The sequence below is a fragment of the Promicromonospora iranensis genome, assembly GCF_028994805.1.
GTDB lineage: Bacteria > Actinomycetota > Actinomycetes > Actinomycetales > Cellulomonadaceae > Promicromonospora > Promicromonospora iranensis.
Map to the genome: position 1 here is coordinate 384331 of NZ_JAJQQP010000004.1, position 20474 is coordinate 404804.

At 73.0% G+C, this 20474-nt stretch carries 18 protein-coding genes; 12 read left to right on the forward strand and 6 right to left on the reverse strand.

The genetic code is table 11. The features are described 5' to 3' along the window. Positions 1–208 precede the first annotated feature (208 nt). Both LUM46_RS08845 and LUM46_RS08850 read left to right on the forward strand, forming a co-directional pair. Entirely contained in the window at positions 209–2533 is a 2325-nt protein-coding gene (locus LUM46_RS08845) for a beta-L-arabinofuranosidase domain-containing protein (protein ID WP_274993428.1), read from the forward strand. 123 nt (positions 2534–2656) lie between these two features. Beyond that, entirely contained in the window at positions 2657–3505 is an 849-nt protein-coding gene (locus tag LUM46_RS08850; RefSeq protein ID WP_274993429.1) for a phosphatidylinositol-specific phospholipase C/glycerophosphodiester phosphodiesterase family protein, read from the forward strand. Positions 3506–3595: 90 nt separating this feature from the next. On the opposite strand, the gene LUM46_RS08855 is transcribed toward LUM46_RS08850, so the two are convergent. Genes LUM46_RS08855 through LUM46_RS08865 form a run of 3 tightly spaced genes read right to left on the reverse strand, consistent with a single transcriptional unit; the run spans position 3596 to position 5205 of the window. Next, positions 3596–3853, reverse strand: coding sequence for a DUF6510 family protein (locus LUM46_RS08855; RefSeq protein WP_274993430.1), 258 nt, complete (start codon positions 3851–3853; stop codon positions 3596–3598). Next, on the reverse strand, positions 3854–4615 hold the full coding sequence (locus LUM46_RS08860) for an FAD-binding oxidoreductase (RefSeq protein WP_274993431.1): 762 nt from the start codon (positions 4613–4615) through the stop codon (positions 3854–3856). Continuing rightward, a complete protein-coding gene (locus tag LUM46_RS08865; RefSeq protein ID WP_274993432.1) occupies positions 4612–5205 on the reverse strand; it encodes a molybdopterin-dependent oxidoreductase in 594 nt (197 codons plus the stop codon). The genes LUM46_RS08860 and LUM46_RS08865 overlap by 4 nt, the downstream gene beginning before the upstream one ends. A gap of 165 nt (positions 5206–5370) precedes the next feature. Here LUM46_RS08865 and sigJ point away from each other — a divergent pair, with 165 nt between their 5' ends. The 3 genes from sigJ (at position 5371) to LUM46_RS08880 (ending at position 9427) form a co-directional block, all read left to right on the forward strand. Beyond that, positions 5371–6324, forward strand: a complete 954-nt coding sequence (sigJ, locus tag LUM46_RS08870; protein ID WP_274993433.1) for an RNA polymerase sigma factor SigJ — start codon at positions 5371–5373, stop codon at positions 6322–6324. A gap of 113 nt (positions 6325–6437) precedes the next feature. Next, positions 6438–7655: an NAD(P)/FAD-dependent oxidoreductase gene (locus LUM46_RS08875; protein ID WP_274993434.1), complete on the forward strand. Its 1218-nt coding sequence runs from the start codon at positions 6438–6440 to the stop codon at positions 7653–7655. Between the two features lie 83 nt (positions 7656–7738). Beyond that, entirely contained in the window at positions 7739–9427 is a 1689-nt protein-coding gene (locus LUM46_RS08880) for an NAD(P)/FAD-dependent oxidoreductase (RefSeq protein ID WP_274993435.1), read from the forward strand. Between the two features lie 69 nt (positions 9428–9496). Here the strand turns inward: LUM46_RS08880 and LUM46_RS08885 are convergent, their stop codons facing one another. Continuing rightward, the gene (locus LUM46_RS08885; RefSeq protein ID WP_274993436.1) at positions 9497–9967 is read right to left on the reverse strand and encodes a MarR family winged helix-turn-helix transcriptional regulator; all 471 of its coding nucleotides are present in this window, start codon (positions 9965–9967) and stop codon (positions 9497–9499) included. A gap of 98 nt (positions 9968–10065) precedes the next feature. Between LUM46_RS08885 and LUM46_RS08890 the strand changes: the two genes are divergently transcribed. From LUM46_RS08890 to LUM46_RS08915, 6 genes are all read left to right on the forward strand, one after another. Continuing rightward, positions 10066–11871, forward strand: coding sequence for a flavin-containing monooxygenase (locus tag LUM46_RS08890; protein ID WP_274993438.1), 1806 nt, complete (start codon positions 10066–10068; stop codon positions 11869–11871). Further along, a complete protein-coding gene (locus LUM46_RS08895; RefSeq protein WP_274993439.1) occupies positions 11868–12917 on the forward strand; it encodes an SMP-30/gluconolactonase/LRE family protein in 1050 nt (349 codons plus the stop codon). The genes LUM46_RS08890 and LUM46_RS08895 overlap by 4 nt, the downstream gene beginning before the upstream one ends. An 86-nt stretch (positions 12918–13003) precedes the next feature. Then, positions 13004–15100, forward strand: a complete 2097-nt coding sequence (locus LUM46_RS08900) for an MSCRAMM family protein (RefSeq protein ID WP_274993440.1) — start codon at positions 13004–13006, stop codon at positions 15098–15100. Between the two features lie 113 nt (positions 15101–15213). Next, positions 15214–16092 (forward strand): fumarylacetoacetate hydrolase family protein, encoded by an 879-nt coding sequence (locus LUM46_RS08905; RefSeq protein ID WP_274993441.1) that lies wholly within the window; start codon positions 15214–15216, stop codon positions 16090–16092. 119 nt (positions 16093–16211) lie between these two features. Further along, positions 16212–16718: a hypothetical protein gene (locus LUM46_RS08910; RefSeq protein WP_274993442.1), complete on the forward strand. Its 507-nt coding sequence runs from the start codon at positions 16212–16214 to the stop codon at positions 16716–16718. A 124-nt stretch (positions 16719–16842) separates the two neighbouring features. Then, complete coding sequence (locus LUM46_RS08915) at positions 16843–17493, forward strand: hypothetical protein (protein ID WP_274993443.1); 651 nt, start codon at positions 16843–16845, stop codon at positions 17491–17493. A gap of 8 nt (positions 17494–17501) precedes the next feature. On the opposite strand, the gene LUM46_RS08920 is transcribed toward LUM46_RS08915, so the two are convergent. After that, a complete protein-coding gene (locus LUM46_RS08920; protein WP_274993444.1) occupies positions 17502–18461 on the reverse strand; it encodes a hypothetical protein in 960 nt (319 codons plus the stop codon). Further along, positions 18455–19213 carry a TetR/AcrR family transcriptional regulator gene (locus LUM46_RS08925; protein ID WP_274993445.1) on the reverse strand — a complete coding sequence of 253 codons (759 nt, stop codon included), beginning with the start codon at positions 19211–19213 and terminating at the stop codon, positions 18455–18457. Before LUM46_RS08925 ends, LUM46_RS08920 begins: the two co-directional genes overlap by 7 nt. A gap of 96 nt (positions 19214–19309) precedes the next feature. Between LUM46_RS08925 and LUM46_RS08930 the strand changes: the two genes are divergently transcribed. Beyond that, positions 19310–20449, forward strand: a complete 1140-nt coding sequence (locus LUM46_RS08930) for a PQQ-dependent sugar dehydrogenase (protein ID WP_274993446.1) — start codon at positions 19310–19312, stop codon at positions 20447–20449. The last annotated feature ends 25 nt before the right edge of the window (positions 20450–20474 follow it).

Below are 20474 nucleotides of genomic sequence, written 5' to 3' on the forward strand. Positions count from 1 at the left end.
GGTCACCGCTCCGGTTCGACGGCCGGCAGACCGAGCCGTTCTCGGACCTCACCTGGTGCCCTCCTCCGCGCGGTCAGCTGCGATGCAGCGTAGAGGATTCCGCGTGGTCGGCACGAGCGACCGGGCCGTGACCGTTTCCCGTAGAGTCACGCCGCCCGTGCACAGCCCGACGACGGAGCTGTGAGACCTTGCAAGGAGCCGACCCTCCGTGACCCACCCACAGCCCATGATCGCCGGCCGCACGTTCCCGCTGGGGACCGTCCGGCTCGCTCCCGGACCGTTCGCCGTCGCCCAGCAGCGGGCGCTGGAGGCGCTGCTCGACATCGACCTCGACCGGCTCCTCGCCCCGTACCTCGCCTCGGCGGGGATCGGCGGACGGGCCGAGCCGTACGGCGACTGGGAGAGCGGGGGGCTCGACGGTCACATCGGCGGTCATGTGCTGTCCGCGCACGCGAAGCTGTGGGCCGTGACCGGCCAGGACGTGCTGCGCGACCGCATGGAGCACCTGCTCGACGTGCTGGAGCGCTGCCAGGACGCGGTCGGCACCGGCTACGTCGGCGGGGTCCCGGACGGGCCGGCCCTCGGTGAGGAGCTCGCCGCGGGGCGCGTCGACGCCGACCTGTTCTCCCTCAACGGCCGGTGGGTGCCGGTCTACAACCTGCACAAGACGCTCGCCGGACTCATCGACGCGGCGACCCATGGGCGCTCTGCGCGCGCCCTGACCATGGCGACGCGCTGGGCCGACTGGTGGCTGACGGTCACCGGGGCGCTCACCGACGCACAGGTCGAGCAGGTCCTCACAGCCGAGTTCGGCGGGCTCAACGAGGCCTTCGTGGAGCTGGGCCGGCTCACCGGCCGCGAGGACCTCGTCGCCGAGGGGCGCCGGCTGGCCCACCGCACGCTGCTGGATCCCCTGGCCGACGGCGGCGACCCGCTGGACGGGCTCCACGCCAACACGCAGATCCCGAAGGTGCTGGGCTACCAGCGCCTGGCCGGCCTCGCCCCGGACGGCGACCCGGACACCGCGCGGTTCGCGGCCGCGGCTGACGCCTTCTGGTCCTCGGTGGTCGAGCGCCGTACGCTGGCGATCGGCGGGAACAGCGTGCGCGAGCACTTCCATCCGGCGTCGGACTTCACCGAGGTCATGACGGACCGGGAGGGACCGGAGACCTGCAACACGCACAACATGGTCGAGCTCGCGCGTCTCCGGCTCGAGCACGGACATGACGGCGCCGCGATCGAGCTCGCCGAGCGTGCGCTCTTCAACCACCTGGTCTCGTCCGTCCACCCACGGCGCGGGGGCTTCGTGTACTTCACGCCGATGCGGCCCGCGCACTACCGGGTGTACTCCCGACCGCACCTGTCCATGTGGTGCTGCGTGGGCTCCGGCCTCGAAGGCCACACGCGGTACAACGAGCTCGTCTACACCCACGACGGCCCCGACCTCCGGGTGGAGCTCTACGTGCCGTCGGAGCTCGACTGGGCGGAGGAGGGCCTGCGGGTCCAGCTGTCGACCGAGCTGCCGTTCCGTGACGAGGCGCGTGTCGTCGTCACCTCGGCCTCGCCCACGGCGCGCACGATCCGCCTCCGCGTCCCGGCCTGGGCGGAGCTCGTGGGCCTGAGCGTCGACGACGAGCCGGTCTCCGCTCCCGTCGTCGACGGTTACGCCGAGGTCGCCCGGACCTGGAGCGGCGTGACGGTCGTGACCGTCCGGTTCGCGCCCCGGCTCGTCGCGGAAGGGCTGCCGGACGGGTCCGGCTGGGTGGCGTTCCGCTACGGCCCCGTCGTGCTCGCGTCGCGCGACGGCGGCGACGACCTCGCGGGTCTTGTCGCGGGGCCGGACCGCATGGCGCACGTGGCCCACGGCCGGAAGGTGCCGATGCGGCGCAGCGGCATCGTGGCCGCCGAGCCGCCGGAGTCGGCCGTGTCCACCGTCGACGCGCGCACGCTGACCTTCGAGCTCGAGGTGCTGCGGGAGCGGTCCGGCGAGCTCGTTCCCGCCACCGTGCTGCTCGAACCCTTCGCGGGCATCCACGACGAGCGCTACAGCATCTACTTCGCGGCCGACGCCGACCCGTCCCGGGCCCTCGCGGTCCTCACGGCACTCGACGACGCCGACGCCTCGGCGGTCTTCGACAAGGTCACGGCCGGTGAGCAGCAGCCCGAGGTGGACCACGGGTTCACGGGGGAGAGGACCCGGGCGGGCGGGTCCGGCGGGATCCACTGGCGCACCACGACGGGATGGTTCGAGTACCGGCTCCGCTGCCCGGACGGCGCGGCACTGGTGCGGGCTCGCTTCGTCGACCGGGTCTCCAGCCGGCGCAGGGTGCTGCTCAACGGCCTCGAGGTCGGCCCGGCTCGGACCCTGAGGGCACCGGCCGACGGTGCGGGCCCCGCGGAGCACGAGTACGACCTCACGGAGACCGTGCGCGGGGCGGGTGTCCCGGGCGAGGTGGTGTTCCGCGTCGAGGCGGTGGACGGCGCGGACAGCGGCGACCTGCTGGGCGTCGAGGTGATCCTGCGGTCGACGTGATCCTGCAGGAGGGCTGACCCGGGGTTCCGCTCACCGACCGCCCCACGTCGCCCGGAGTTCACCTGTCCGTCAGCACCCGGCGCTTGCATGGGCTGACTAGTCAGGCGGAAGAAGGAGACGAACGTGCGCGGAAGAACCATCGTCGGAGCGGCCCTGGCGGCCGCGACCCTGCTCGGCGGGCTCGCCGCGCCGGCGTCGGCCACGCCGCCCGGGGGCGGCGTCGACCTGGGCGAGCCGCACGACGCCGCGCACGCCCACAACGACTACGAGCACGAGCGCCCGCTCCACGACGCGCTCTCCCACGGCTTCACGAGCGTCGAGGCCGACGTCTGGCTGGTCGACGGCGAGCTGCTCGTCGCGCACGACCTCGTCGACGTGGACCCCGCCCGGACGCTGGAGAGCCTCTACCTCGACCCGCTCCAGGACCTGGTGCGGGGCCGCGGCCGCAGCGTCTACCCCGGCTGGGACGGCAGCCTCCAGCTGCTCATCGACATCAAGTCCGACGGCGAGGCCACCTACGCCGCGATCCACGAGGCGCTCGCCGAGCACGGCCGGATCATGACGCGTTCCGTGCACGACCGGGTGCGGACCGGCCCCGTGACCGCCGTCATCAGCGGCAACCGGCCGCTGGAGACCATGAAGGCGCAGCCGGTGCGCTACGCGTTCTACGACGGGCGGTCCGGCGACCTGGGCTCCGGTCTCCCGGCGAGCCTGATGCCGCTGGTCAGCGACAACTGGACCAGGCTCTTCACGTGGCAGGGCGTGGGCGAGATGCCGGCCGCCGAGCGGGAGCGCCTGCACGCCTTCGTGGACCAGGCCCACGCCGCGGGCTACCGCGTCCGGTTCTGGGCCACGCCCGACCAGCCGGGGGCCGCGCGCGACGCGATGTGGACCGAGCTCGCCGACGCCGGCGTGGACCACATCAACACCGACGACCTGCCAGGCCTGGACACCTTCCTCACCCACCGCTAATCCCTGCCCCGACCCGTTGAGTGCTGGCAATGTGCGCCGAATCGGCCTGAGAGACCACAAATAGCCAGCACTCAACGGGTCGGGTGGGGGTCAGCGGCGGAGTTCGATCGCGCTCAGGCCCGCCAGGCTGAGGATGAGGCGGTCGCCCGCGTCGACGATCGTCGCGAGCACCTGGTCGCACCCGGCGCAGCGGGCGACGAGCCCTGGCGCGCTGGTGTAGACCATGGCCTCGGCGATCGCGGACATCCGCCCGCAGCCGCCGCACCGTGCGCGGGCCGCCGTCACGTCGGTGGTGAACACCTCGGAGAGTGCGCCGGCGAGGACATTGCCGTCCAGGTGATCGGTCATCTAAAGGCCTCCGAAGCGTTCGGTGTGGATAGCCGTCGCGGGGTGGCCGAGCTCCTGCAGCCAGCGCGCGACCGTCTCGACGAACCCCGTCGAGCCGCAGACGTAGACGCGCGGCTGCCGCGCCGCGGGAAGGGTGCGGGCGGCGAGCGTCTCCCGGGTGAGCCGTCCCACGGCGTCCGGCCAGCCGTCGGGCGCCTCCCGGGTGTAGACGAGGTCCAGCGAGAAGGCCGGCCCGGTGAGCGCGGCGAGCTCGTCCGCGAAGAACACGTCCGCGGGCGTGCGGACCGAGTACAGCAGCCGGAACGGCGCGTCGTCGTCGGCGGTGCCGTGTGCCGCGGCCATGGCGTAGAGGGGGACGACGCCGGAGCCGCCCGCGACGAGCTGGACCGGGCGGTCGCTCTCCCCGGGCCGCCAGACGAAGAACGCGCCCAGCGGGCCGTGCAGCTCGAGCTGGTCGCCCGGCCGCATCTCGTGGACCAGGAACGGCGACACCTCGCCGTCCGGCTGCTCGTCGACCGCGAGGACCACCTGCGCCTCCGGAGTCGAGGACACGATCGAGTACGAGCGGCTGGCCTGGTAGCCGTCCGGAGCGGTGAGGCGCACGTCGACGTGGGACCCGGCCTCGCTCCCGGGCCACGTGGGCACCTCGAGGGTGAGCCGCGCGGCGGTGGGCGTCTCGCGGCGGGTCTCGACGACGGTCGCGACGTGCCACGCCGGACGGGGCCGGGACCGGCCGACGGAGGTCAGGGGTGGGGCGCTCACCAGTAGCGCTCCTCTTTCCACGGGTCGCCGTAGAGGTGGTAGCCGTACTGCTCCCAGAAGCCGGCATCGTTGTCCGGCATCATCGTCAGGCCCCGGATCCACTTGGCGCTCTTCCAGAAGTACAGGTGGGGGACGAGCAGCCGGGCCGGGCCGCCGTGCTCGGGGGTCAGGGGTGCGCCGTCCGCCTCGGTGGCGATCCACGCCTTGCCATCGAGCAGGTCTTCCAGGGGCAGGTTCGCCGTGTAGCCGCCGTAGGAGTGCGCCATGACGAACTCGTGCTCGGACTCGACGTCCTCGAAGAGCTTGTCGAGGCTCACCCCGCGCCAGGCCATGTCGAGCCGGGTCCAGTGGGTGACGCAGTGGATGTCCACGGTGACGTCCTCGACACCGAGCGCGAGGAGCTCGTCCCAGCTCCACCGGTGGTCGGTCCCGGTCTCGTCCTGAAGGGTGAGCTCCCAGTCCGCGGTGTCGACCTGCGGGGTGGGCCCGGCGCTCAGCACCGGCCAGTCCTGGACGAGCGTCTGGCCGGGCGGGAGGCGCGTGTCTGCCTCCCTCCTGCGACCGGAGAAACCACGGGTGGCGAAGGACATGTCGGCTCCGATCCGGGCGACCGGGACCCCTGTGGAACGGCCCCGGTTGACTGTGGGAACAGCGTAGGACCGGACGTCGCACGGGTGCGTGCCGAACCGGGCGGTCACCCGGGCGAACTTTTCGGCGGTCCCGCCGGCGGTGGCCGCCGTCATAGGCTCGGCCCCATGACCGACGATCTGCTGCGGCAGGACGAGCTGGACCTCTTCGAGGAGTTCCGGCCGCGTCTCGAGGCCATCGCGTACCGCCTGCTGGGCTCCGCCGCGGAGGCCGAGGACGCCGTCCAGGAGACCTTCCTCCGCTGGGAGGCCGCCGACCGTGAGCAGATCAGGGTGCCGGAGGCCTGGCTGACCCGGGTGCTGACGAACCTCTGCCTCACCCAGCTCAGTTCCGCGCGCGCCCGCCGCGAGGTGTACGTGGGCCAGTGGCTGCCGGAGCCGGTGCTGGGCGGCGACCCGATGCTCGGCCCGGCGGACACCGCCGAGCAGCGCGAGTCCGTCTCGACGGCGATGCTGGTGCTGATGGAGCGCCTCACGCCGAACGAGCGGGCGGTCTACGTGCTGCGGGAGGCGTTCGCGTACTCGCACGCGGAGATCGCCGAGATGCTCGACCTCACCGAGGCCGGCAGCCAGCAGGTCCTGCACCGCGCCAAGCAGCACCTGGCGGGCGAGCGCACCCTGACCGCCGTCGACCAGGCGGCGGCCCGGCAGGTCGTGGAGGAGTTCCTCGCGGCGGCCACGAGCGGCAGGACCGAGCCGCTGGTACGGCTGCTGACCTCCGACGCGATGGGTGCGGGCGACGGCGGCGGCCGGGTCCCGGCGCGCGCCAAGCCGTTCTTCGGCGCCGAGACCGTCGCGAAGTTCCTGCGCGGGCTGTTCCGGCCGGCCGAGCCCAAGCGGGCCGCGCTCGGCGGGAGCCCCGACATCTACGCGTGGACGGCGAACGGCAGGCCCGCGGTCGTCGCCGTGGTCGACGGCGCGCTGGTCGGCGTCATGACTCTCGAGGCGACCACCGACGGCATCGCCGCCGTGCTCAGCCAGGTCAACCCGGACAAGCTCGGCCGCGCCGCCCGGCAGTGGGCGGCGTCGGACCACGGAGAGCCGATCGTCGCGGGCTGGTGAGGGTCTGACGACCCCAGCCCGGTGACGGTCGTCACACGCACGAGGTGTCAGGGATCGGGTGGCCATCTGGTTCAGGAGGCACAGTCCGTCCACCCCAGGAGCTGAGTGATCCCGTGAAGCACCGCATCGTTGTTCTCGGAGCCGGGTACGCCGGAGCCTCCGTCGCCGGCCGGCTCGCCCGGCGCCTGCACGCCGACGACGTCGACGTCACGGTGGTCAACACCGAGCCGGACTTCGTCGAGCGGGTCCGGATGCACCAGGTGGCCGCCGGGCAGGAGCTCCGCCACCGCCCGCTGCGCGACATCCTCGCCGGGACGGGCGCCACCCTGCGTGTCGCGCGGGTGACCGCCGTGGACGTCGAGCGGAGGACCGTCTCCCTCGCGGCGGCCGGCGGTGCGGGCCAGGCCGAGGGCGCCGCCGCCCGCGCCGATGACACGGACGAGCTGGCCTACGACACCCTCGTCTACGCCCTGGGCAGCTCGGCGGCCGCGCACGGTGTGCCCGGCGTCGGCGAGCACGCCCACGACGTCGCGAGCCGGCCGGGTGCGCTCCGGCTGCGCGACCGCCTGGCCGAGCTGACCCCGGGCGGCCGGGTGGTGGTGGTCGGCGGCGGCCTGACCGGTATCGAGGCCGCGAGCGAGATCGCCGAGGCTCGCGGAGACCTGGAGGTCGCGCTCGCGGTCCGGGGCGAGCTGGGCGACTGGCTCTCGACGGCAGCGCAGCGGCACCTGCGTGCGACCTTCGACCGGCTCGGGGTCACGGTGCACGAGCACGCCGATGTCGAGCGGGTGGGCGCCGCAGAGGTGCTGACCGGCGGTGGCGCCACGGTCCCGGCGGACGTCACCGTGTGGGCGGCCGGGTTCGCCGTGCACCCGATCGCGACCGCCACGAGCCTCCAGGTCTCGGCGCGCGGTCAGATCGTCGTCGACGGCACCATGCGGTCGGTCTCCCACCCGGACGTCTACGCCGTGGGTGACGCCGCGCTGGCCGACGGGCCGCTGGGCACACCGCTGCGGATGTCGTGCGCCTCGGGCATCCCGATGGCCTGGCAGGCCGCCGACTCCATCGCCGCCCGCCTGACCGGCGGGAAGCTCCCGAGCACGCCCCTCCGTTACGTGCACCAGTGCATCAGCCTGGGCCGGCAGGACGCCGTCATCCAGCTGGTCACCGCGGACGACCGGGCCAGGCCCGCCGCCCCGGGCGGCCGCCTCGCCGCCGGCTACAAGGAGCTGGTCTGCCAGGGCGCCGCGTTCATGGTGGCGCACCCGCTGCCGTACCCGGTACGACGCCGACGGGTGACCGCGACCGCACACGCCACCGCCTCCTTGTGAGCGCGACCGTTGCGCCTCCGTGCCCGTCTTGGGCGCAACGGTCACGCGCACAGCCAGGGGGTGCCGCGTCTACTCTGGGCGCCATGGACGACAGGCCAGTCATCCTCCTGGTCGGCGGCGAGCACGCCGACGTGGTGGAGGAGGAGTTCCGCGCTCGGTACGACCGTGACTACCGCTTGGAGACCGCGTCCGGCGTCACGGTCGCCCTGGACCGGGCACGCGCGCTCGTGGCCGACGGCGCGCAGATCGCGATGGTCTGCGCCGAGTACCGCCTGGACGAGGGCACGGCCATCGAGTTCCTGCACCATGTGCCGGCCATCGTGGCGACGGCGCGGCGGATCGCGCTCGTCCCGTTCGAGGAGTTCGCCGACGCGATCGAGGACCTGCGGGCCGCGGCCCTGCGGCGCGACATGGACACGTTCTTCCTCCTGCCGCGCGGGCCGCGCGACGAGGAGTTCCACACCGCGATCGCCGAGCTGCTCTCGGAGTGGGGCTGGTCGGTGGCGCGACCGCAGGTCACGATGACCGACGTCGTGGCGGAACCGGGGGACCGAGGCGCGGCGGCGATCCGGGACCTGCTGGACCGCCTGGGCCACCCCTACCGCACCCTCGCGCCGGCGGACGACTCCGCGGGGGAGATCGTCGAGGCGGCCGGGCCCGGCGCGGAGCTGCCGATCGTGCGCACCTTCACGGGCCGGGTGCTGTCCGGAGCGACGGCGGCCGCGGTGACCGAGGCGATGTACGGCGGCTTCGACACCATCCCCGAGGGCGTGATCGCCGACGTGGCCATCGTCGGCGCCGGGCCGGCAGGCCTCGCGGCCGCCGTCTACGCGGCGTCCGAAGGGCTGGACACGGTGGTGCTCGAACGGGACGCGATCGGCGGCCAGGCCGGGTCCAGCTCGATGATCCGCAACTATCTCGGTTTCCCGCGGGGTGTCTCGGGCATGCGGCTCGCGCAGCGGTCCCGGATCCAGGCCGGCCGCTTCGGCGCGCGCTTCTTCACGGGACGTCCGGCGATCGAGGTCGCGCCGGGCCCGCCGGACGAGCCGGAGCACCAGCACGTGCACGTCGCCGGGGTGCAGATGTGCGCCCGCACCGTCGTCATCGCGACCGGCGTGAAGTACCGCCGGCTGGGCGTGCCCGGCGTCGACGACCTCGTGGGGGCGGGCGTCTACTACGGCGCGGCGACGTCGATGGCGCGCGAGATGCAGGACCGCGACGTCTATGTGATCGGGGGCGGCAACTCGGCGGGCCAGGCCGCCGTCCACCTCGCCAAGTTCGCGGGCGCCGTGACGATCGTGGTCCGGCGCGCGAGCCTGGCCGAGACGATGTCGGCGTACCTGGTGCGTGAGATCGAGGTGACGCCGAACATCCAGGTGCGCACCCGGACGGTGGTCGCCGACGGCGGTGGGGAGGGCCGGCTGCAGTGGCTGCGGCTCGACGACGTCGACACGGGCGAGCACAGCAAGACGCTGGCCGACGGTCTGTTCTGCCTGCTCGGCGCCGAGCCCGACTGCTCGTGGCTGCCCGACGGCGTGGCGCTCGACGAGCGGGGGTTCGTGCTCACGGGCCGGGACGTGCCGCGAGAGTTCTGGGTCGACGGCCAGCCGCCGGCGAGCCTCGAGACGACGATGCCCGGCCTCTTCGCCGTCGGCGACGTGCGGGCGGGTTCCATGAAGCGGGTGGCCTCGGCGAGCGGTGAGGGTGCATCCGTCCTCCCGCTGGTGCACACCCACCTCGCGCGCCTCCGCGCCCGGGCCTTCACCACCTGACCCCTCCGGACCCGTTGAGTGCTGGATATTTGCTGGTCTGCAGCCCGAAACTCAACAAATATCCAGCACTCAACGATCGGTCCGGTGGAGGCGGCTCAGTTCCTCGCCTACCGCCGCCATGCCCCGGGCCAGCGCCCGCAGGTCGTCCAGCGGGATGCGCAGCAGGACGTCGTTCTCGAACTCCGGGCGCGCGGCGACCAGGCGGCGCATCGCGGACCGGCCGTGCTCGGTGGCATGGATCCGGCGGACGCGTGCGTCGTGCGGGTCGCTCGTGCGTTCGACCATGCCCTGCGCGACGAGCCGGTCGAGCATCCCGGACATCGAGGCCATGGAGACGCCGAAGGCCTCGGCGAGCCCACTGCCCGTCATGCCCTCGTCGGTGGTGACCAGCATGGTCAGCACCTTGAGCTGCTGGATGGTGAGCTCGACCGACAGCAGCGGGGTGAGCAGCGTCGGCAGTGCTCCCGTCTCGAACGCGATGCTGAGGTTCCGGATCTGCTCAGCCAGGCGCGCGCGCTCGGCGTCACCGGTCTCTGTCACGTGCCCACCGTAGTTCGTGCCGAGGTGTACGGGCACGAAGTTGTTAGCCTTGCCCTAACCTATTTACTTAGGACCGGGTTAAGTTTATGGTGCGAGACATGACAACTTCACCCCCTGAGCCCGCGACCCTCGAGGAGCTGGACGTCGAGGCGATGCGCGCGAAGTACGCGGCCGAGCGCGACCGCCGCATCCGCCCGGACGGCGCCACCCAGTACCGTCGCGCGGCCGGCTCGTTCGGCTACTACGCCAAGGACCCCTACACCCCGCGCGTCGAGCGCGAACCGCTGACCGACTCGGTGGAGGTGCTCGTCGTCGGCGGCGGCTTCGGGGGCCTGCTCACCGGCGCACGGCTGCGCCAGGCCGGTGTCGAGAACGTGCGGATGATGGACGAGGCCGGCGACTTCGGCGGGACCTGGTACTGGAACCGGTACCCCGGTATCCACTGCGACATCCAGTCGTACGTGTACCTGCCGCTCCTGGAGGAGGTCGGCTCCGTGCCGGAGTGGCGCTACGCGCCGGGCGAGGAGATCCGCCGGCACGCCGTCGCGATCGCCCGGACGTTCGACCTGTACCGCGACGCCGTCTTCCACACCCGCGTGACCGCCCTGGACTGGGACGAGACGACGGCGGAGTGGGTGGTGCGGACCGGCCGGGGGGACCGCATGCGGGCCCGCTTCGTGATCACCTCGTCCGGCACCCTCTCGGAGCCCAAGCTGCCCGGCATCCCCGGTATCGAGACGTTCCGCGGCCACACGTTCCACACGAGCCGGTGGGACTACGGCTACACCGGCGGCGACCAGTTCGGCCGTCTCACGGGGCTCGCCGACAAGAAGGTCGCCGTCGTCGGCACGGGCGCCACCGGCGTCCAGGTGATCCCCTTCGTGGCGCGTGACGCCGAGCACCTCTTCGTCTTCCAGCGCACGCCGTCGTCGGTGGACGTCCGGGACAACCGGCCCACCGACCCGGAGTGGGCCGCCTCGCTCCGTCCCGGCTGGCAGCGCGAGCGCATGGACAACTTCCTGGCCGTGGTCTCCGGGGAGCCCGTGGAGGAGGACCTGACGCAGGACGGCTGGACGTCGACCGCGCAGCTGCAGCGCAAGGTCATCAGCGGCGCCGTCGACACGAGCGTGTCTGACGAGGAGCGCGAGCGGACCGACGAGCTCGTCGACCTCGCGAAGATGAACGAGATCCGTGCCCGCGTCGACGAGGTGGTCACCGACCCGGCGACCGCCGAGCTGCTCAAGCCCTGGTACCGCTACATGTGCAAGCGGCCCACCTTCAGCGACGTCTACCTCCCGACGTTCAACCGGCCGAACGTCACGCTGGTGGATACCGCCGACTTCGGCGGGATCACCCGCATGACCGAGACCGGGGTGGTGGTCGGCGACGTCGAGCACGAGGTCGACTGCGTCATCTTCGCCACCGGGTTCGAGGTGGGCGTCTCCGGCGTCCTGTCCGGGACCATGCCGGTACGCGGCAAGGGCGGGCAGATGCTCCTGGAGTCCTGGGCACGCGGGCCGCGGACGCTGCACGGGTTCTACAGCCACGGCTTCCCGAACCTCTTCCACCTCGGGGCGGTGCAGAACGCCAACTCGGTGAACTTCGTGCACGTCCTGCAGGAGCAGGCCGAGCACATCGCCACGGTCATCGCGGAGGGCCGCGCGGCCGGTGCCCGCTATGTCGAGCCCACCGAGAGCGCGCAGGCCGACTGGGCTCGGACCATCCAGGAGACCGCCCACGACCACAGCGCGTTCCAGGCGGAGTGCACCCCCGGCTACTACAACCGGGAGGGTGCGGGCGTCGGCGGCAGCTTCTCCTACGGCCCCGGGCCCGTCGCGTTCCACCGCCTGCTGCGCGAGTGGCGCGCGAAGGACATCGGCGACGTCCTGGTGGTGGACGAGTGACCGCGCGGCGGACGGCGGGCCCTCGGTCCCTGGCCTCCCGGGCGCTGCCGGTGCTCACCGTCGTCGGCCTGCTGGCCGGGTGCGCCGCCCCCGGCCCGGCCGACGCCGCCGCCGGCGGGCGGCACCCCGGACCGGCTCCGGAGCGGACGGCGACCAGGCTGGTCCAGGTGACCTCCGTGCACGAGGCGACGGGGATGACCCTGCTCGAGGGCCCGACCTTCGGACCGGACGGCAAGCTCTTCGTCGTCGACGTGACCGCCCCGGCCGGCGAGCCCAAGGTGCTGCGCGTGGACGTCGACACGCGCCGCGTGACCCCGGTCCACACGAACGAGCACAGCGCGTACACGTCCGCCCAGTTCAGCCCGCACGACGGCCGGCTGTACCTGACCGACTTCGCGAGCGGCGGCATCGACAGCATCACCGCTGACGGCGACGATCCCCGGACATTCTTCGCCGGCGACGTCGACGGGAAACCCATGCGGCCGGACGACGTCGCCTTCGACGAGGCCGGGAACCTCTTCGTCACCGACACGACCGGCTACGCGGACCCCTCCTGGGAGGCGCAGGGCCGCGTGGTGCGGATCGACGCCGAGACGGCCGAGGCGTCGGTCCTCGCACGGGACCTGCCCGCTCCGAACGGCATCTCGTTCACCCCGGACTTCACGGGCCTGTGGGTGAGCCACAACACCGGCAACCGGGTCGACCATCTCGGCCTCGACGAGGACCGGACCGAGGTGACCACCGCCTACCCCGCCATCTGGTTCAGCGGGGGCCGGAGCCAGGTCGACTCGACAGCCGTCGACGCCGCGGGGAACGTCTACCAGGGGGTCCACGGGCAGGCCAAGGTCTTTGTCCACAGCCCGACGGGCGAGCTGCTCACGACGGTCTCCCTGCCACCGAGGGCCACCGGACTGACCTCGGCGACCAACCTCGCGATCCGGCCCGGCACCACCGACGCCTACCTGACGGTCAGCGGTCCCGCCGGCGGGTTCGTGTACGAGTTCGAGGCGCTCGCGGACGGCATCCGCCAGTCGAACGGCGGCTGAGGTCGGCGGTCGGGCGGACCTCGGGTGCGACCGGCGCATCCGCCGCCCCCGCGCGGAAGCGTCGGTTGTCTCTTACCGTTTCGACTGTGAAGCACACCCCGGCGAGACCGGGCGTACTCGCGGCGGCTGTGCTCGCCGCTCTGTGCGCCGTCGTCCCCGTGATGTCCGCGTCCGCGGAGACGTCCGCAGGGTGGGCGGAGTGGGACCCGTTGACGGGATCGGCAGGTGACTGGTCGACCACGGTGCAGCTGCCGGCCGGCGGCTTCCCGGCCGCGACGGTGACCTCCGACTCGCGCGGTGGTGTCGGCGTGATCTCCGGCGCGTCCTCGTGGCTCGGTCCGTCGACGCCGCCGGGCGAGGTGTTCGGTTCGAGCCGCGACCAGCAGTACCTCAACCTGCGTCCGCAGGCCGACCGGCCGACGACGCCGTCGACCACCACGTACACCTTCGAGCGGCCGACGCCGACGGGCGGCTGGGCGTTCGTGCTGGGCGACGTCGACGCCGACCGCGCGGTGGTGACCGCCCGCGGCACGGACGGCCGGCTGCTCACCGGGGCGGAGCTCGGCTGGCAGGGCGGTTTCAACTACTGCTCGGGAACGGGTTCGCCGTCCTGCGCGGGTGCGCCGGAGGACGTGCCGACGTGGGACCCGACCAGCGGCGAGCTGCTCGGCAACGCCGGGGCGGCCGACACGTCGGGTGCCGCCGCCTGGTTCCGGCCCACCGCGCCGATCGTGAGCCTGACCGTCGAGTTCTACCAGCGCAGCGGCTTCCCGGTGTACCAGACGTGGTTCGCGTCGCTGGCGCGCGACATCGCCGGGACCGTGCACCTCGTCGACACGGCCGGCGCGCCGCAGGGAGTGCTGCCGGGGGCCGGCCTCACGCTCCTCGGCCCGGACGGCGCCGAGCTCGCCACGACGACGTCCGACGAGAGCGGCCAGTACCTCTTTCCCGGATACGTCGCGGCGCCCGGCTACCGCGTGGAGCTGACGACCCTGCCGGAGGCGGACGACGACCACCCGTTCGGGCTGATCCCCTCCGGCGAACGGGCGGTCGACGAGGTGGATCTCCGCGCGGGCGACGCCACCGGCGTCGATTTCGCGGCACGCGACGTCCAGCCCGTCGCCGTGAGCGGCACGGTGCTGACCGACGACGGCGCCCCCGTCCCCGGCGCGACGGTCACGCTCACCCCGGTCGGCGGGGGAGCGCCGCTCACCGCCGTGACGAGCTCGACGGGCGAGTACCTGATCGACGACGTCGGGTGGGACACCGACGACGACCAGCCGCAGGACTACACCTTCGCGGTGACCGACCTGCCCGAGGGGTACGTCACGGCCACGACGCCGGACGGCATCACCGTGGCGGTCGGCCAGGAGGAGCCCAGCGCGGGCAACGACTTCGTCGTCGGGGCGCCGCCGTCGGTCTCCGGCACGGTGACGGTCGGGGACGAGCCGGTCGCCGGGGTCGTCGTGACGCTGACCGGCCCGGGCGGGACCGTCCGCACGACGACGGGCGCCGACGGCACCTATGTCTTCGCCGGGGTGCTCCCGGGTGACCACACGGTGCGCGTGACGCCGCCCGACGGGTACCACGCCGGCGGGCCGGACGCGCGGGACGTCACGGTCACCGGTGAGGACCTGGTCGACGTCGACTTCGCGCTGTCCCGGCCCGGTGCGATCGGCGGCACGCTGACCGACGACGCCGGCGACGCCGTGCCGGACGTCACGGTCGTGGTGAGCGGTCCCGGCGGCTCGATCACGCTGGCCACCGACGCCGCCGGCGGGTACTTCACCGGCGACCTGGCACCGGGCGACTACGTGATCACGCTGACCGTGCCCGGCGGGTACGCGGCGGAGGTCGTGGAGCGCACCGTCACCGTGACGAGCGCCGGGGAGAACTGGCTCGAGGAGCACTTCGCCCTCGTCGCCGCGCCCGTGCCGAGCCCGACCCCCACGCCGAGCCCCACGCCGAGCGCGACCGTGGCGCCGAGCCCCACGCCGGAGCCGTCGGCCGGCCCGGCCCCGGGCTCCGGCGCGGAGGGCCCGGACGGCGACGGTGAGCCGGACGGCGACGGTGAGCCGGACGGCCTCGCCGCGACAGGCGCGACCGTCGGTTCCATCGGGCTGGCCGCGGCCATCCTGGTGGCTCTGGGTGTCGCCCTGGTCCGGGGCTCGCGCGCTCGCTGACTCCCGGGTGCGGGGGAGCACCCGGGAGCCGGCGGCCCGCGCGCTCGATACCCTCGGGCCCGAGCGGCTACGCCGAACATTCCCACCGGGAAGCCCAGCACAGAGGAGCAACCATGAAGTTCGCCCGCATCGGTACCCCCGGCCAGGAACGCCCGGTGGTGCACGACGGCGCCGGCTGGCACGACCTGAGCCCGCTGACCGCCGACGTGGACGGCGCCTTCCTCGCCACCGACGGCGTCACGCGCGCCCGGGCGGCGCTCGCGGCGGGGACGCTCGCCGCCGTCGAGACGGAGGGCGTGCGGTTCGGCTCCCCGGTCGCCAGGCCGTCCGCGATCGTCTGCGTCGGCATGAACTACGCCGCGCACGCCGCGGAGTCCGGGTCCGCGCCGCCGGAGGCGCCCGTCATCTTCCTCAAGACGCCGAACACGATCGCGGGGCCGTACGACGCGGTCACCATCCCGCGGGGCAGCAGCACGACGGACTGGGAGGTCGAGCTCGCGGTGGTGATCGGTCGCCGGGCCTCCTACCTCGACTCACCGGAGCAGGCCCGCGACGTGATCGCCGGCTACGCGGTGGCCAACGACCTGTCCGAGCGGACGTGGCAGCTCGAGGAGTCGGGCGGCCAGTGGTCCAAGGGCAAGTGCGCCCCGGGCTTCACCCCGTTCGGCCCGTGGCTGGTCACCCCCGACGAGGCCGACGGCGCCGACCTCGCCGGTCTGCGGCTGCGGTCCTGGGTGAACGGCGAGCCCCGCCAGGACTCCACGACGGCGGACCTGATCTTCGGCGTCGACGTGCTGGTGCACACGCTGAGCCAGTACCTCGTGCTGGAACCCGGCGACGTGCTGCTGACGGGCACGCCCGAGGGAGTGGCGCTGTCGGGCCGGTTCCCGTACCTGCGACCGGGCGACGTGGTCGAGACGGAGATCGAGGGACTGGGCCGGCAGCGCCAGGAGTACGTGGCCTGGGCGGCAGAGAGCGGGGCGCGCGCGTGAAGCGGGCGGGCCACGAGAGCGTGTGAGGTATGTCCCAGGTCACCCCGATTTCGCGGGGTGAAAGAGCCTCCGGCGAAAAGTGGCACCGAGCACCCCCTGACATGCGGAAAGATGCGCGCATGAGGTTCGAGTATTTCGCAGTCGCGGACGACGAGACAGCAGCCCAGACCATCGATGGCAGCGAGATCGACGGCAGCGTGGGATCCCACGTCGTCGACCCCGCATCGGTGCTGGGCCAGCTCGAGCGGCTGCTCGGTGGCCCGGTCGGGGACGACGGCCTGCGCAGCGCCCAGCTGGTGGCCGAGAGCGCTGACGGCGCCCGGCTCGTGATCCGGTTGTCCAACCATCTGGTGTCACTGTTCGGGATGGTGCGCCCGACGACGCTGGACGACGTCGTCAGGCACTGGTCGTTGTCGCGCCGGTTCCGCCGTGCCGACCCGGAGGACCTGCACACCTTCGCGGCGGGGCTGAACGAGCTCTGCAAGGGCAGCGGCAAGCGTGTCTACTGCCGGGCGACGGCGGACGAGGCCGAGCTCGCCGCGGCGCTGGCCCCGGCCGGTGTCGGTGCGGGTGCGTCCGCAGGTGCGGACTCGGACGAGCCGAGGCCCCTGCCGCGGCGTCGCTGACCTCTGTTCAGCAGGCTCCGGGCGACGGGACCCCGGGGTTCTGGTCGCCGGGAGCCGGGCTCGCGAAGCGGGCGGCCGGACTATTCGCTTCCGCGACTCCGGGACGCGGCCTAGGCTCCGGGACGTGACGTCGTTCGAGACCCTCCGCGACCTGCCTCACCGTGACGTGGCAGGCCGCCTGCTCGCCGACGGCTGGAACGTGTGCGGCACCGGGGACTGGGCAACGGTCTGGCGCTCGCCCGAGGGGACGCTGGTCGCCAGGGTGAGCCCGTTCGAGCCGGCCTACGGGATCTTCGTGGACCTGTGCCGCCGCCTCGAGGGACATCCGCTGCTGCCGCGGATCGCCTTCGACGCTGCCTTGGCCGGCGGGGGCCGGCTCACGGTGATGGAGTTCCTGCTGGCTGCCGACCCGGCCGAGGCGGAGGGCGTCGTCGAGCGCTGGGTTGCCGCGTCGCCGGACGACCCGATCAGCGAGGTCCGCCGGGTGGCCGAACAGCTCGATGCCGAGGCGGCCACGTCCGTCCCGTTCTGGGGCGGACTCGACCACAACCCGGGCAACGTGATGAAGAACGCCGCCGGCGAGCTCAAGCTGGTCGACCTCTTCTACGCTGCCGGCCTGGAGATCTACCGGGTGCTGCTGGAGGACCCGGCGAAGGTCGCCGAGGCCTTCGCGGCTGACCGGCGCGAGTACATCTGCGACATCGCGGCGCTGGCCCGGAGCTCGTCCCCGGACGAGATGGCGGCGATCCGTGCTGCGGCGGCGAGCATCGCCTGACCTCATGGTCAGCCGCCGTAACGCCGTGCGACCTCGCTGAACGCCTTCTTGCGCTGGTAGACGCCGTCGTCGGTCACCGCCATGACCCCGAAGCCTGCCTTGTCGAGGTCGAGGCTCGGGTCGTCGCTGCGCGGGAAGTCGGGCATGGCGAAGGTGAAGACGAAACAGCCGTGGACGCCTTCGGCGTCGTACAGCTCGACGAGCTCACCGAGGTAGCGTGCCTGGACGGACTCGTCGCGCGGATGGTCGCCGCGGATGCGCGGCGGTTCGGCGAACCAGCTGACGATCTGGAAGGAGCCGGCACCGCGCAGATCGGCGCCCGTGAAGGCCCCGCAGCCGAACTCGGTGATGACCACCGGCTTGCCGCCGTGGTCGCGGACCAGGCCGCGAACGCGCTCGGTATAGGTCGCCTGGTTGCGCGCGCCCCGGTACAGGCTGACGCCGACCAGGTCGAACAACGACCAGTCGACGTTCTCCCAGCCGGCCGCCCCATAGGTCAGAGGGCCCCGGAAACGGCGGCGCGCGACGGCCGCTGCGCGGGTGAGCAACCCGTGGAGGCGCCGGTCGATCCGGCGCCGCAGCAGTCGGCGGAACCGCAGGATGAGCTGCAGGCGCAGGAAGGACCGGGGTCCGGGGACGATGCCGGGCGCCACGTGGGAGAACTCGCTGCCGACCATGAGCGTCACCCGGTCCGGGTGCTCGCGCCGCAGCGCCTCCGCCCCCGTGGCCACCGCGTCCAGCCGCTCCAACAGCTCATGCTGAGGCAGGTCGGTGGCGTCCGGTCTGAGGTAGACGGCCAGGCCGACGTCGAGGGCAGCACGCGCGGCCTCGACCAGCGGTTCCACCTCACCACCGAGCACCTGGACCGTGTTGCAGTGCAGGTCCCGCGCGATGATCTCGAGGTCGCGGCGTACGACGTCGATGCTCGACCCACCGAGCAGGTAGGAGATGCCGCGGACGCTCAGCACGGGTTCGCCTCAGCTCCGCCTTCCGGAGCACCTGCTGCCGCCGACGACCGCCCGCGACCGCCGCGGGAGCCGCCGAGCCGGTCGAGCAGCTCGCCGAGGAGGGCCTGCTCACCCGCGGTGAGCAGGTCGTCCGTCTCACCGAGCGCGGCTTTGAGCGCCGTCGCGTGCTGGGTGTACCCGGGAGCGGCCGGGGGCGCGTCCCCGGTGACCGCTCTCAGCACGGCCTCGCGGAGCCGCCCGGGCAGCTCGGGGTCGCGCTCGTCGGGGTCGACGCCGATGAGGTGCAGGGTGAGGCCGCTGCCTGCGGAGTGGATCATCGCCGCAGCGGTCTCGACGGTGACGGTCAGCCGGCCCGCCGCCGCGATCCGCTCGACGAGCAGGTGGAGCCGGTCGGCCGACCGCTGGGCCGCCGGTGACGTCTCGCCGGGGACCGGCCGGCCGTACATGAGCAGGTAGTGGGCCGGGTGGGTGAGTCCGAACTCCACGTGCGTGTCCCAGCCGTCGCGCAGGTCCTGCACCGGGTCGTCGCTGAGGGCGGCGGCGTGCTTCCGGGCGAGGTACGTGTCGAACCCGTCCGCCGCGACCGCCCCGAGCAGGCCGCTCATGTCGGTGAAGTGGCGATAGATGGTCGGCGGCTGGACCCCGGCGGCGTAGCTCACCGCGCGGGTGGTGACTCCGTCCCGTCCGTGCTCCTCCAGCAGCCGTGCTGCGGCGTCGAGGATCCGTCGTCGGGTGCTGGTGGGCTCGCTCACGTATCGATGGTAACGCAAAACTGATATCGGCATTTGCGAATCAGCGGTATAGCGCCTAGTGTTACCGGCGATAACACAACGACGGTGGGAGTACCGGTGCTCAAGACGAGACGTTCGACCCTGACCATGGCCGCCACGGTGTCCGTTGCGGCGCTCCTGACGGCCGGGTGCGGTGGTCCGCCGTCCGGCGGGGGCGACGACGTGCGCTCGCCAGGACCGGCCGCCACGGCGGGGACGCCGTCGGGCCCCGGCGAGCTGACCGAGCTCACGACGGGCCTCGAGGCGCCGTGGGGACTGACGTTCCTGCCCGACGGCTCGGCCCTGGTCACGGAACGGCTGTCGGCCCGGGTGCTGCGGGTCCCTGCCGCAGGGGGCCCGCCGGAAGAGGTCGGGGTGGTGCCCGGCGTGGAGACCAGCTCAGAGGGTGGCCTGCTCGGCCTGGTCGCCTCGCCGGACTTCGCGACCGACCGCACGGTGTACGCGTACGCCTCCGGCTCGCCCACCAACCGGGTGGTCGCCCTCGAGATCGGTGCCGACTTCGACTCGGTCGAGGTCGCCCGGGTGCTGCTGGACGGCATCGAGACCGCGGACCGCCATCACGGCGGACGCCTGCGGATCGGGCCCGACGGACACCTGTGGATCGGCACCGGTGACGCCTTCCTGCCCGAGAACGCCGCGGACGACGGATCCCTGAACGGCAAGGTCCTGCGGATCGCGCTCGACGGTTCGATCCCGGAGGACAACCCGTCCGGCACCGCCGTCTACTCGGCGGGGCATCGCAACGTCCAGGGCATCACCTTCGGGCCGGACGGGACGGTGTACGCCTCGGAGCTGGGGCACCGCACCTGGGACGAGGTCAACGTGCTGCGGCCCGGCGCGGACTACGGCTGGCCGGAGACCGAGGGCGTCGCCGGGGACACGGGCGAGCCGCCGCTGTTCACCCTGCACCCCGACGACGCCTCGCCCTCCGGCATCGCCTACGCCGAGGGCTCGCTCTGGATGGGCGCCCTGGGCGGACAGCGTCTGTGGCAGCTGCCCGTCGACGGGCCGGAGGCGACCGGGGACCCGGTCGAGCACTACACCGGCGAGCACGGTCGCATCCGAACGGTCGAGGTCGCGCCGGACGGCGCCCTCTGGCTGGTCACCTCCAACACCGACGGAGCGACCTGGGGCGGGACGGAAGCCCGCCCGGGCGACGACCGGATCCTCCGGCTCGAGCTCGACCCGACCGACTGATCAGCAATTTCCTTCCCACACCGAG

What these genes read in the sequence shown, in the direction of transcription:
- LUM46_RS08855 (WP_274993430.1), bottom strand. Translation starts at nt 3,853, where the DNA reads ATGACCGATCACCTGGACGGCAATGTCCTCGCCGGCGCACTCTCCGAG.
- LUM46_RS08865 (WP_274993432.1), bottom strand. Translation starts at nt 5,205, where the DNA reads ATGTCCTTCGCCACCCGTGGTTTCTCCGGTCGCAGGAGGGAGGCAGAC.
- sigJ (WP_274993433.1), top strand. Translation starts at nt 5,371, where the DNA reads ATGACCGACGATCTGCTGCGGCAGGACGAGCTGGACCTCTTCGAGGAG.
- LUM46_RS08880 (WP_274993435.1), top strand. Translation starts at nt 7,739, where the DNA reads ATGGACGACAGGCCAGTCATCCTCCTGGTCGGCGGCGAGCACGCCGAC.
- LUM46_RS08890 (WP_274993438.1), top strand. Translation starts at nt 10,066, where the DNA reads ATGACAACTTCACCCCCTGAGCCCGCGACCCTCGAGGAGCTGGACGTC.
- LUM46_RS08905 (WP_274993441.1), top strand. Translation starts at nt 15,214, where the DNA reads ATGAAGTTCGCCCGCATCGGTACCCCCGGCCAGGAACGCCCGGTGGTG.
- LUM46_RS08910 (WP_274993442.1), top strand. Translation starts at nt 16,212, where the DNA reads ATGAGGTTCGAGTATTTCGCAGTCGCGGACGACGAGACAGCAGCCCAG.